This is a genomic window from Streptomyces sp. NBC_01241 (assembly GCF_041435435.1).
GTDB lineage: Bacteria > Actinomycetota > Actinomycetes > Streptomycetales > Streptomycetaceae > Streptomyces.
Genome location: NZ_CP108494.1, coordinates 3,101,983 through 3,114,492 on the forward strand (window position 1 = coordinate 3,101,983; position 12,510 = coordinate 3,114,492).

The following is a 12,510-nucleotide window of genomic DNA, read 5'->3' on the forward strand; positions in this document are numbered from 1 at the left end:
TAGGGGTAGCATCCGGACCATGAACTCTGCGGACCTTGGGCGACGGGTCGGTGTGCCGTCGACCGCGCTCTTCACCGACCAGTACGAGCTCACGATGGTGCAGGCCGCGCTGAAGGCCGGTACGGCCGAGCGGCACTCGGTCTTCGAGGCGTTCACCCGCCGGCTGCCGGAGGGGCGCCGCTACGGCGTCGTCGCGGGCATCGGACGCGTGCTGGACGCGGTGGAGAACTTCCACTTCGACGACGAGATGCTCACCTTCCTGCGCGAACAGGACGTCGTCGACGGACCCACGCTCGACTGGCTGGCCGACAACCGCTTCAGCGGTGACATCTGGGGCTACCCGGAGGGCGAGGTGTACTTCCCCGGCTCGCCCATCCTGCGGGTCGAGGGCTCCTTCGCCGAGTGTGTGCTGCTGGAGACGGTGATCCTGTCGATCCTCAACCACGACTCGGCGATCGCCGCCGCTGCGTCGCGGATGTCCGCCGCCGCGGGCGGCCGCGGGCTGATCGAGATGGGTGCACGGCGCACCCACGAGCTGTCGGCGGTGGCCTCCGCGCGTGCCGCGTACATCGGCGGCTTCGACACCACCTCCGACCTGGCCGCAGGCTTCCGCTACAACATCCCGACCGTCGGGACGAGCGCCCACGCCTTCACGCTGCTCCACGACACCGAGCGCGACGCGTTCCGGGCGCAGGTGGACTCGCTGGGCCGGGGCACGACGCTGCTGGTCGACACGTACGACGTCGCCGAGGCGGTCCGTACGGCGGTCGAGGTCGCCGGGACGGAACTGGGTGCGGTACGGATCGACTCCGGGGACCTGCTGCTGGTCGCGCACCGGGTGCGGCAGCAACTGGACGAGCTGGGCGCCACCGGGACGAAGATCGTGGTGACGTCCGATCTGGACGAGTACGCGATCGCCTCGCTGGCCGCCGCCCCGGTCGACGCGTACGGGGTGGGCACGCAGCTGGTGACCGGCAGCGGGCAGCCGACCTGCTCGATGGTCTACAAGCTGGTCGCCCGCGCCGGATCGGCCGACCCGGCGGAGCCGCTGCGCGCGGTCGCCAAGAAGTCGCTCAGTTCGAAGTCGTCGGTGGGCGGTCGCAAGTGGGCGGCGCGCCGGCTGGACGAGAGCGGGGTGGCCGAGGCCGAGGTGATCGGCACCGGTCCCGTACCGGCGGAGCTGGCCGAGCGGCAGCTGCTGGTCGAACTGGTCAGGGGCGGTGAGGTGATCGCCCGCGAGCCGTTGGACGCGGCGCGCGAGCGGCACATGGCGGCGCGGGCGGGGCTGCCGATGTCCGCGATGCAGCTGTCCCGCGGCGAGCCCGTCATTCCCACGGAGTACATCTGAGTACGTCTGTGTACATCCGACGGAGCCGGGAACGGGGGCGGGGACGGGGCGGGTGAGCCGGAACGGGACTGGTGAGGAGGGTGCGACCGGGGCCGTTCGGTGGCCGGTTCGTCTGCGATCGCCGGAATCACCGCAGACGCTTGACTACGTCACCTCCCGTAGCCGCTCCCGAGTCTCTAGGCTCGAATACGCCCCCCATGACCCGCCGACCGTCCCCCACCGAAGGACACCCGCCATGCACCGCGCCTTGATCGTCGTGGACGTACAGAACGACTTCTGCGAGGGCGGGAGTCTCGCCGTGGCGGGGGGCTCCGATGTCGCCGCCGCCATCACCGACCTGATCGGCGAGGCCCAGGCCGGGTACCGCCACGTGGTGGCCACCCGCGACCACCACATCGACCCGGGCAGCCACTTCTCCGACCAGCCGGACTTCGAGCGCTCCTGGCCGCCGCACTGCGTCGCCGGTACGGAGGGGGTGGGCTTCCACCCGAATTTCGCCCCCGCGGTCGCGTCGGGGGCGATCGACGCGGTGTTCGACAAGGGGGCCTACGCCGCGGCGTACAGCGGCTTCGAGGGCCTCGACGAGAACGGCGTCGGGCTGGCGGACTGGCTGCGGGACCGCCGGGTCACCGAGGTCGACGTGGTCGGCATCGCGACCGACCACTGCGTGCGGGCGACGGCGCTGGACGCGGTCCGGGCGGGCTTCACCACGCATGTGCTGCTCGACCTGACCGCCGGGGTCGCCGAGGCGTCCACGGACCGGGCACTGGAGGAGCTCCGCAGGGTGGGCGTGAAGCTCTCCGGCAAGCCGGTGGTGTAAGAGCCCTCACGCCCCGCACGGAGCGCGCCGCCCGCGCCCCCACGGCGCCTCATCAGGCATCAGGCTCAGCTCAGGCCGGACGGCGGGCGGGTAGGGCGCGCATGCCCGGCACGGACGCCCCCGCAGGCCCGGGCGACACGGCCGTCACGGCCGTTACGGCCGGGCGGAGCAGCGCGCGGATCGGGTGCCAGAGCTCCTGGGCCCGCTCCGGTCTCGCCCGCCAGAGCACCCCGTCCGGGTGGTGCAGCACGGCGGTGATCTCGTCCGGGGTGGGCGGCTCGGCGTTGCCCCGCAGGTAGACGGCGCGCAGGCCCAGATTGCGCAGCCGGGTCAGCGCGCGGGCCCGGTTGACCGCGTGCACCAGGACCCGGATCGGGGCGCCCGGACCCGCTCCGTCCGTCGGGCCGGTCAGGGTGATCGCGACGACCACGCTGCCGTTCGGCAGCTTGCTGAACCCTCCGCCTGCCATGTTCTGCGCTCCCCCGTGAGACGTCGTGTCAATAAGGATCTGACCAAGAGGCACCTAAACACGATCGGCCGCCGCCCGCTAGAGGGCGACGGCCGATCAAGCTCTGACCTGTGGTGATGCCGGACTACTTGTGCGAGGCCTCAACCTTGACGATCATCTTCGAGCCGTCGTTCGGCTCGCTGACGACCGTGATCCGGGTGTTCGTGTCAGTGACCTGAACACTTCCGGTCTTGTTCTCCTCGTACCAGTAGGTTCCCTTGTGGTCGTCGAAGACCGGGACGCCGGGCTGCGACTTGATCTGCACCGGCACGTCGGCGTTGTGCAGCGTGAAGCCGTCGGTCGCGCGCTGGCTGAAGGGCGCGTCGAAGGGCTGGATCTTGTTGCGGATGACCGTGCCGTTCGCCCACTTCAGCGGCTTGGCGTGCGCGTCGATCGGCAGGATCAGGCCCTTGCCCGGATGGGTGGAGACGTTGTTGTCCTTCTGGGAGGTGTCCCACTGCCAGATGAGCAGACCGTTCTGGTACGGGTAGTGCTCGACCCAGTCCGGACGGGTCGTGGAGAAGCCGAAGTTGTACGGGCCGACCTTGAGGGTCTGGTCGTAGCTGACGTACTGGCGGTTCTCCGCGATGTAGTACTGCGGGTAGTCCTTGGTGAACGAGTCGCCGACGCGGGAGAAGCCCTTGGCGGTCCAGCCGTTGTCGTCGCCCTCGGCGTTGTCCGAGAAGATCACGGTGCCGTCGGCGGTGACCGAGATGGTGTCGGCCGCGAAGCCGATGCCGCCCGCGCCGCCGTCGGTGGTGTACCGGAAGCGGATGTCGATCTTCTTGCCCGCGTAGGCGTCCAGCGGGTAGGAGAGCTGCTGGTACGTGCCGGAGACGTCGGTCAGGGCCGGCTTGTCACTGGCGTCGCGCGGGATCGCCTTGCCGTCGGCCGTGCCGTCGATCGCGGTCCAGCTGGTGCCGCCGTTGTCCGACACCTCGGTGTAGAGGAAGTCGTAGTCCTTCTCGATGTCCCAGAAGCCCGCGAGGTCCAGGGATGCCTTGGACTTGCCGGTCAGGTCGACCGAACGGGTGAGGGTGTTGTTCAGGTTGTCGCCCATGTCGCTCCACCACTGCTTGGAGCCCTCGGCGGGCTTCGTGACAGCGGTGGTGACGGGCTTTTCGGGCAGCGTGACGAGGAGCGCCTGCTTGTCCTTGGTGTTGTACTCGGACACGCCCAGCTTGTGGGTGGACTTCGTCGCGGCCTTGGCCTCGTCGTAGTCGAGCCAGCCCAGTTGGAGCTTGTCCCAGGCGGTCATGTCGCCGGGCGTGTCACCGATCTGGCCCTTGCCCGTGCCGAGCCAGGAGCCGGCCGACATCAGGGACCAGAATCCGACCGAGTTCTCGGCGCGGTTGGTGGTGTCGTACAGGTCGGGCAGGCCCAGGTCGTGGCCGTACTCGTGGGCGAAGACACCCAGGCCGCCGTTCTCGGGCTGCGCGGTGTAGTCGCCGACCCACATGCCGGTGTCACCGATCTCGGTGCCGCCGGCCTTGTTGTAGGCCGGGCCGGTCGCGCCGGCGTCGGTGCCGTAGGCGTACCAGCGGTGCGCCCAGACGGCGTCGGTGCCCTGCACGCCGCCGCCCGCGGACTCGTCCTCACCGGCGTGGACGATCTGGAAGTGGTCGATGTAGCCGTCCGGCTCGTTGAAGTCGCCGTCGTTGTCGTAGTCGTAGCGGTCCCACTGGTCGTACTGCGCCAGGTCGGCCTTGATCTGGTCCGCGGTACGGCCCTTGGCCTTCTGGTCGGCGGCCCAGGCGTTCACGCCGTCGCGGACCATGTCCCAGACGCTGGCGCAGTTGGTCGAGCCGCAGTAGTTGGACCCGTAACGAGCCTCGTTGTACGGCACCTTGACCCAGTCGGAGACCTGGCCGTCGACCGAGTAGCGCCCGGAGGACGTCTTCTCGTAGTACGTCTTCAGCGAGTTCTTGCCGGCACCCGTACCGAAGTAGAGGTCCTGGAAGTGCGCCTGGTTGTAGTCGGCCTGCCAGGCGGTGCTGTTGTCCTTCTTGGGGTCCGGCTTGGCTATCTGGTTGTGCGCCGGGCCGGGCGTGCCGCCGTACTTCGGAACGGCCGGCGCGGGGCCGTCGCCGTCCGGGTCGTACATGGTCGTGTTGTCGACCTTGTCGCCGAAGTCGACCAGGATCGTGAAGATCTTGTCGGTCTTCTCGCGGCCGAGTTCGACGTACTTCTTGTCGTCGAGCTTGACGACCTTGGAGCCGTCGCGGGTCGACACCTTCTTGTCGCCCGCTATGACCTGCTCCAGGGCGGCCTGACGCTGGGCGTCCTGCTGCTTGCTGAAGGGGCCCTGCAGGTCGTGCGAGTCGCCCTTGGCCGAGCCCGGATCGCGGCGCTCGACCACGGGTGCCTTCGCCCCCGACGTGTGGTCATCTGCCTGGGCTGTGGCGAAAGCCGACGCCGTAGCGGCGGTCGCGGCCATGGCCACGACAACCGCAGCGGCGCGAAGCGCCCGTCTGTTACTGGTCACTTGATGCAGTCCTCCCCGGCGCCCGCGGCTGCGGCCTGGCGTGGAGTAGAGGGGCCGCGCGCGGATACGCGTCACAAGTGACGACATTCGACCGGAGTTGCGAGAGAAAAGACAGATCTTGACTTGAACAGACCAAGTGCACTATGCAGGAGCACATTTCCGTTATTCGAACGCTCCCCATGCGGGCAACCGGCGCGTCATAGCCGAGGGTTGAAGCACGGAATGACTCCGTGCGCCCCCCGTGCACCGGTACCGTGGGTTAGGCGATGCTTACTACCGGTTCCGCTCGGGCATCCACCGTCGTAGAGTCGCTTGACAGTGCGACCGTGTCGAGAGACTGCCCATCCGATGCCCCGAGGACGGATACCGCCATGCCGCGTATCACTGCCGCACAGCTCTCCTACGGTTCGGCCACCGTCGTCTTCTCGACCCTCGCCATGCTGCTGCTCTCCCGTACGGGTTCGGGCCTCGGCATCGCCGTCATCGGGACCGTAGCTCTCGCGCTCGGCCTGCTGGTGGCCGTGACCGTACCCCACCCGTCCCAGGCGAAAACAACGAAGTCCGCGAAGGCCGGGGCCGCAGCGCGCACGAACCACGATCCGGTCTCCGCCGCCGTCGAGGCCGAGGGCCTCGCCCGCGACGACGTCCGGGCCCCGGTCCCGCAGGCCCGCACGGCCGGACAGCGCGCCGCGGCGCGGGCGGACGAGCTGATGGGCGAGCATTCCCTGCGGCGCTGAGCACGGACACGGCCCCGGTCTCCGTACGGGCTCGATGACCGAGCCGGTACGGAGACCGAGGCCGTAGGGCGCGGCAGCGACTCAGTCCGTCTGGACGACCACCGTCTTCGCCGCCTTGTCGTGAAGGCCCTGCCGGTACGGCTTGTCCGTGAACATGAACACGATGTTGATCAGCCACCACACGCAGAAGCAGCACAGCAGCGCCGGCAGCCACAGCACCACGGCCCGCAGAAACGCCGACCCGGTGTCCGGCGCCCGGCCGTCGTTGAGCATCGCGACCCGCAGCTTCAGCAGCCGCTTGCCGACGGTCCGGCCGTCCTTGTGCGTGAAGTACGTGTCGTACGCGACGTAGGCCACCAGACCGATCAGCGACCAGAGCAGCTGGTGCCCGCTGTACGTCTGGCTGAAGACATTGCTGACGCCGTTGTTGCTGCTGTTGTCGTTCATCTCGACCGCCCCGCCCCACGGCAGCGAGATCAGATACAGCGGAATCGAGATGATGAGGAAGTCGATCAGCCGGGCCAGAATCCGCTTGCCGGGCTCGCCCAGCGGCGGCATACCGGCCAGCGGATCCACACCCCCGTACGGGCCACCGCCGCCGTAGGCACCGGGACCGTACGGCGGCGGTGGCCCCGGCGGCGTCCCGGGCGGCGGAGGCGGCGGAGTGCCCCCGTAGGGCGAGCCCGACGACGGCCCCTGCGGCTCTTTCGGTCCTTGGGGCCCCTGCGGCCCCTCCGGCCCTTGAGACCCCTGGGACTTCTTGAGGAACGGGTCCTCCTCGGGCGGCTGACCGGACGTCGGCTGATCGTTGCTCATGGGGGCAGTGCACCCCGGCCCGGAGGTGCCCGCAACGGCTCAGGTGCGTTCGGGGGAACGGGGCATCCGCCGCAGGTCCTCACCCAATGGGCCGTCCGCCGGAGGAGTGCCCTCCACGGGCCGGGGCACGGAGTCAGAGGCTGTCGGGCGACCTCCGGTCGGAAAGCGGACGCGGTCTGGTGCGTGCGATTCCAAGGCGCCGGGATGTCCTCGTAGCGGAGCTACTAGGGCATTTCGGCAACGCGGGAAGCGTGCGTGCCAGGGCGTGGCCGCCCGATCGGAGGTCGCCCGACAGCCTCTCAGCCGGCGACGAAGGTGCGCGCCGCCTTGTCGTGCCAGCACTGGCGCCACGGCCGGTCGATCAGGCACCACAGCACGTTGACCACCCCGACCACCAGGACGCCCAGCAGGCCGTAGACCAGCCAGCGGCGCAGCGCGGCGGCGAAGGACGGGGTCTCGTGGGACTCGATGTCCCGCACGTCGAGTCCGCAGAGCTTCTTGCCGAGCGTACGGCCCCACTTCGCGGTCGGTAGTGCCTCCAGCAGCACACCGAGCACGAAGAACGCGCCGAGCACCGCACCGAACAGACCGGCCGTGGTGGAGTCCACCAGCCAGACGGTGACCGTCTCACCGGACAGCTTCGCCGCGTTGATCTTCTCGTCGATGTGGTCCATCGCGTGTGAGAGGAGCGGGAAGCCGATCGCGCCGACGAGTGCGCCCAGCACGACCGTGTCGACGAGCCGCGCGGCGAACCGCTTCCCGAGCCCGGCGGGCCTGGCCGCCGCCTGGGCCTGTACGAGCTGCTGGAAGGGGTCGTCGACCGGCGGCTTCCAGGGCACGACAGGCTGATCGGGCTGCCCGCCCTGCGCACCGAACTGGGGGTGGGGTTGCCGCGGCTGCAGGGACTGCTGGGGTTGGTGAGCCTGGGGTTGCTGGGGTTGGTGAACCTGGGGCTGCTGGGGTTGGTGAGTCTGTGGCTGGGGGCGGGCCATCTGGTCGGGCTGGGCGAGCTGGTGGACCTGCTGCGCCCAGGGGGTGGCACCGCCGGGGCCGGAAGCGGGGTTCGGGGCGGGGGCGGGAGCGGGAGCGGCGGATTGCGCGGGGGGCTGGGCCGCCGTGCGCCGTGGCACCTGCGGTGGTGTCTGCGCGGGGGTGCCGGGTCCGATCGCGCGGATCGCCATCGTCCCGTCCGCGGGCGCCTGTTCCGCCGACCGGGAAGCAGGTGCGCGGCCCGGGCGGTCGACCCGGATCGCGACGGTGTTCTCGGGGATCTGGCCGCCGCCGTCGCGCAGGGCGGGCAGCGCACCGCCCGTCGGCTCCGGCGAAGCCGGCCGACGCGGGTCCACGGGGGTGAGGTCGGCGGGTGTCCGGAGCGCGGGGGCACGGTCGGCCGGGACCGGATCGGCCGGGGCACGGACCGCGGGGACACGGCCGGCGGGGGTGCGGTCCGCAGGTGTACGCGGATCCCGCCCGGACTCCGCCACCGAGCCGGACTCCGGCGCCGACGGCTCACGCTGATCGCCCTGCCGGTCCGGGTCGCCCTGCCGGTCCGGGTCGCCCTGTGCACCGGCCTGCCCGGTGCCGCCCCAGGAGACCCGTCGGTCGCGTTCGCCGCCGAAGCCGGTCTGCCGGGAGGCGTCGGCCTGCCAAGCGGTGGCCGGTTCCCGGTGGTTGTCCGCGTGCGGTTCCTCGTCGAGGTAGACCGGACCGGTCTCGTCCACCGGCGCGTCGGCCGGCGCGGGCGCCGCGACCGACGGCTGCGGGCTCGGCGGCGGTTCGGCCGCCGCTCCGGCGGGCGAACCGGGCATCGACTCGCCCTGCTGGGGGGCGGGCCGGCTCGTGCCGGGAACCCACGAAGCGCCGTTCCAGTACCGGACATATCCGGGAATGGACGGGTCGGGGTAATACCCCTCATGGGGGCTTTCGTCACCGGGTGCCGGGGTTGGGGCGCTCATCACCGTGGTCCCGTATCTCTTCGAGGCCTCAATACAACGGGTCCACATCTATCAGACGTCCGCCCACCCCCGGGCCGGTCCAGGGGTTTGGACCACTTTTCGGTCACCCGGAAATTCTTTCCGGAAGTCGCGTCATAGTTGGCGTGGAGGGCGCTCTCTCCCTGTGCGGACCGGTCGCGGGACCGGCCCACAGGCACCGAAAGGACGCACTCATGCACACCGTCGTGGAGCGCGAGCTGCAGCTCAAGCTGGTTCTGTCGCCCGATCACAGCATTCCCGTTCCCACCCTGCTGACGTACCGCACGGCGGATCCGTACGCCGTGCACATCGCCTTTCACATCGGCTCCGACTTCCCCGTCCACTGGACGTTCGCCCGCGATCTGCTCATCGAGGGCGTGTTCCGGCCGTGCGGTCACGGGGACGTGCAGATCTGGCCGACGAAGGCCGACCGGCGCAACGTCCTCTTCGTGGCGCTGACTTCGCCCGACGGCGACGCCCTGCTGGAGGTGCCGTCCGCCGCCGTGGCCGCCTGGGTGGAGCGGACCCTGCGGCTGGTTCCGCCGGGTACGGAGACCGAGCGGCTCGGCATCGACGAAGGTCTCGCCGAGCTGCTCGCGCCGCAGCCGGCCGACGACCTGTGGCTCAGCGACCCGTGGGTGGCGGACGATTCGCAGGGCGGCGACGCGTGAGCAGGCGTGGCCGCGCTCCCCGTCGGCCGTCAGAACACCTTGCCCGGGTTGAGCAGCCCCAGCGGGTCGAAGACCTGCTTGATGCCCCGGTGCAGTTCGACGCCCACCTCACCGAGCTCACGCGCGAGCCACTCCTTCTTCAGTACGCCGACGCCGTGTTCACCCGTGATCGTGCCGCCGAGTTCCAGGCCGAGCCCCATGATCTCGTCGAAGGATTCGCGGGCCCGCCGGGACTCGTCGGCGTCCGTGTGGTCGAAGCAGACGACGGGGTGGGTGTTGCCGTCGCCCGCGTGCGCGCAGACGCCGATGGTGAGGCCGTACTTCTCGGCAATGGCGGCGGTGCCTTCGAGCATCGCACCGAGCTTCGAGCGCGGTACGCAGACGTCGTCGATCATCGTGGCCGACTTGACGGTCTCCAGCGCGGTGAGCGACATCCGCCGGGCCTGGAGCAGCATTTCGGACTCGGCGGCATCCTGGGCCGGGACCACCTCGGTGGCGCCCGCCGCGGTGCACAGCTCGCCGACGGCGGCCAGGTCGGCCGACGGGTCCGGGGTGTCGAAGGCGGCGAGCAGGAGTGCCTCGGTGGTGTCGGGCAGGCCCATGTTGGCCATCTTGTTGACGGCGCGGATCGTCGTACGGTCCATCAGTTCGAGGAGTGACGGAGTGTGACCGCGCTCCATGATCCGGCAGATCGCGTCGCACGCGGTCGCCGCGCTCGGGAACTCGGCGGCCAGCACCAGCTGCTGCGGCGGCCGGGGCTTCAGCGCGAGCACGGCCTTGACGACGATGCCGAGGCTGCCCTCCGAGCCGACGAAGAGCCGGGTGAGGTCGTATCCCGCGACGCCCTTCGCGGTGCGGCGGCCGGTGGTGAGCAGGCGCCCGTCGGCGAGGACGACCTCCAGGCCGAGTACGTACTCGGCGGTGACCCCGTACTTCACGCAGCACAGGCCGCCGGACGCGGTGCCGATGTTGCCGCCGATGGTGCACATCTCCCAGCTGGAGGGGTCCGGCGGGTAGTACAGACCCTGTTCGTCGACCGCCCGCGAAAGCACCGCGTTGACGACACCGGGCTCGACGACCGCGATCCGGTCGACCGGGTTGATCTCCAGGATCCGGTCCATCTTCACGAGGGACAGCACGATGCAGCCGTCGGAGGCGTTGGCCGCGCCCGACAGACCGGTACGGGCGCCCTGCGGGACGACCGGGACGCGCAGGGCCGTTGCCGTGCGCATGACGTGCTGGACCTGCTCGACCGTGCGCGGGAGCACGACGACGGCGGGCGTCCCCGCCTCACAGAAGCTCGCCATGTCGTGGGCGTACGAAACAGTGACATCCGGATCGGTGATCAGGGCCTCGGCCGGCAGCCCCGCACGCAGGTGTTCGAGAAGTCCATTCATGATCCAAGCGTGGCACCCGGGCCCATTGGTGTGAACCCGTCTGCGGCAGCCTTCGCAAGGCGCGGTGTGCTCTTCATACTGACGCAGAGTGATCGGCATGGATGTCATGCCGCAGCAGCCCCCCGAGTCCGTCGATTCGACGAAGCCTCCCCCTGACTCTCCCCCTGGCCCGCCCCTTGGCCCTCCCCCTGAGCCCGCAGGAACCGACCCCGTACCCATGGACCCGGCGCCCCTGGACCTGGCGTCCCCGGACCCGGCATCCATGGACCCGGCGCCGCTGGACCTGGCGTCCCCGGACCCGGTGTCGTCGGCCGAGCTGCCGCCCCTCTCGCTGCGTACGACGCTGCGCAGGGCGGCCATGGGTGTGGTGGCGGGGGCGGTGCTGGTGACCGGTGCGGTGGTGGCCGTGCCGGAGGACGAGAAGAAGTCCGCGCCGCCGCCCGCGCCGGGTCCGGTTTCGCGTGCCCTGAAGGCGTCGGACATGGGCTATCCCGCCTCGCTCTCCGATCTGACGGCGCTGATCGGGGACCGGCAGCAGTGGGTGGGTACGCATCCTGCCGACGCGAAGTCGTGGGCGCTGCTCGGCACGGCCTTCGTGGAGTGGGGGCAGCGGTCCGCGGACGAGGCGTACTTCGGCCGGGCCGAGGAGGCGCTGAAGCGCTCGCTGAACGTCGAGCCGGGTGAGAACGGGAACACGGCGGCCTTGGTGGGGCTCGCGACGCTCGCCAACGCCCGGCGCGACTTCGCCCTGGCGAAGAAGTGGGGCGAGACGGTACGGGCGCAGCAGCCGAAGCAGTGGACGGTGTACCCGGCGCTGATCGACGCGTACAACGGCCTCGGCGACTACAAGGCCTCGCGCACGGCGGTGGAGCGGTTCGCGGCACTGCGCCCCGGCGCCGCGGCGCTCCTGCGGACGGCGCGGATGGACCGGGACCGCGGCTGGCGCGAGAACGCGCTGGCGGGCGCGCAGGACGCGGCGGACCGGGCCACCACGGCGGCGCAGAAGGCGCAGTGCCTGCATCTGCTGGGCCAACTGGCCTGGGAACGGGGCGAGCCCGAGGAGGCGGTCACGCAGTACAGCGCGGCGCTGCGGACCGACCGCGACCACTACGCGTCGCTCGCGGGCCGGGCCGCGGCGCTGGCGGCGCTCGGCCGCACGGACGACGCGGAACGCGACTACAAGGCGGCGCTGGCCGGTCTGCCCCGGCCCGAATACCTGCTGGACCTGGGCGAGTTGTACGAGTCGCTGGGCCGGGACGAGGATGCCCAAAGCCAGTACGCGCAGCTCCGCGAGGCTCTCGCGCGCGGCGACGGCCAGGGCGTGGACAACGCCCTCCTGCGCGGCCGTTTCGAGGCCGCTCACGGGGACCCGGCGGCGGCGGTGACCGTGCTGAACGCGGAGTGGGCCCGGCAGCACCGCAGCGCGGCGATGGCGGACGCGCTGGGCTGGGCGCTGCATCTGTCCGGCGACTCGTCCGATGCCCTGCCGTACGCGACGCGTGCGGTCGGCGCGGGGAAGCAGATCGCCTCGTACGCGTCCCATCTGGGCGCGATCCAGCAGGCGTTGAAGGACTACGGCCCGGCGCGCCGCAATCTGGCGGAGGCCCTGCGCATCAACCCGCACTTCTCACCGCTGGAGGGCCCGGCGGCCAAGGAGGCCCTGGACCTGCTGGGCGGCCCTCCGGCGGGCGGCCCTCCGGCCATGGCGCCCGCGAAGCCGTAGCGCGCTTCAGCGGCGCCGAGTCGTCGCTGACG

General features: G+C 70.8%; 10 protein-coding genes. 5 read left to right on the plus strand and 5 right to left on the minus strand.

Annotated features, from left to right (window positions below):
• The first annotated feature begins 19 nt into the window (after window positions 1-19).
• Window positions 20-1,348, plus strand: coding sequence for a nicotinate phosphoribosyltransferase (locus tag OG306_RS13575; protein ID WP_371665339.1), 1,329 nt, complete (start codon window positions 20-22; stop codon window positions 1,346-1,348).
• A 235-nt stretch (window positions 1,349-1,583) separates the two neighbouring features.
• Entirely contained in the window at window positions 1,584-2,168 is a 585-nt protein-coding gene (locus OG306_RS13580; RefSeq protein WP_327349778.1) for a nicotinamidase, read from the plus strand.
• Window positions 2,169-2,238: 70 nt separating this feature from the next.
• On the opposite strand, the gene OG306_RS13585 is transcribed toward OG306_RS13580, so the two are convergent.
• Window positions 2,239-2,637 carry a hypothetical protein gene (locus OG306_RS13585; protein ID WP_266906539.1) on the minus strand — a complete coding sequence of 133 codons (399 nt, stop codon included), beginning with the start codon at window positions 2,635-2,637 and terminating at the stop codon, window positions 2,239-2,241.
• A 124-nt stretch (window positions 2,638-2,761) separates the two neighbouring features.
• Window positions 2,762-5,161 carry an immune inhibitor A domain-containing protein gene (locus OG306_RS13590; RefSeq protein WP_371665340.1) on the minus strand — a complete coding sequence of 800 codons (2,400 nt, stop codon included), beginning with the start codon at window positions 5,159-5,161 and terminating at the stop codon, window positions 2,762-2,764.
• A gap of 371 nt (window positions 5,162-5,532) precedes the next feature.
• Here OG306_RS13590 and OG306_RS13595 point away from each other — a divergent pair, with 371 nt between their 5' ends.
• Window positions 5,533-5,898: a hypothetical protein gene (locus OG306_RS13595; RefSeq protein WP_266746442.1), complete on the plus strand. Its 366-nt coding sequence runs from the start codon at window positions 5,533-5,535 to the stop codon at window positions 5,896-5,898.
• An 81-nt stretch (window positions 5,899-5,979) separates the two neighbouring features.
• On the opposite strand, the gene OG306_RS13600 is transcribed toward OG306_RS13595, so the two are convergent.
• Together OG306_RS13600 and OG306_RS13605 are read right to left on the minus strand one after the other, a co-directional pair.
• Window positions 5,980-6,714, minus strand: coding sequence for an RDD family protein (locus OG306_RS13600; RefSeq protein ID WP_371665341.1), 735 nt, complete (start codon window positions 6,712-6,714; stop codon window positions 5,980-5,982).
• Between the two features lie 299 nt (window positions 6,715-7,013).
• On the minus strand, window positions 7,014-8,669 hold the full coding sequence (locus OG306_RS13605; RefSeq protein WP_371665342.1) for an RDD family protein: 1,656 nt from the start codon (window positions 8,667-8,669) through the stop codon (window positions 7,014-7,016).
• Between the two features lie 212 nt (window positions 8,670-8,881).
• Between OG306_RS13605 and OG306_RS13610 the strand changes: the two genes are divergently transcribed.
• Window positions 8,882-9,358 (plus strand): SsgA family sporulation/cell division regulator, encoded by a 477-nt coding sequence (locus OG306_RS13610; RefSeq protein ID WP_266746445.1) that lies wholly within the window; start codon window positions 8,882-8,884, stop codon window positions 9,356-9,358.
• 29 nt (window positions 9,359-9,387) lie between these two features.
• On the opposite strand, the gene OG306_RS13615 is transcribed toward OG306_RS13610, so the two are convergent.
• Window positions 9,388-10,755 (minus strand): FAD-binding oxidoreductase, encoded by a 1,368-nt coding sequence (locus OG306_RS13615; RefSeq protein WP_266906532.1) that lies wholly within the window; start codon window positions 10,753-10,755, stop codon window positions 9,388-9,390.
• Window positions 10,756-10,852: 97 nt separating this feature from the next.
• Between OG306_RS13615 and OG306_RS13620 the strand changes: the two genes are divergently transcribed.
• Entirely contained in the window at window positions 10,853-12,478 is a 1,626-nt protein-coding gene (locus tag OG306_RS13620) for a tetratricopeptide repeat protein (RefSeq protein WP_371665343.1), read from the plus strand.
• Window positions 12,479-12,510: the final 32 nt, after the last annotated feature.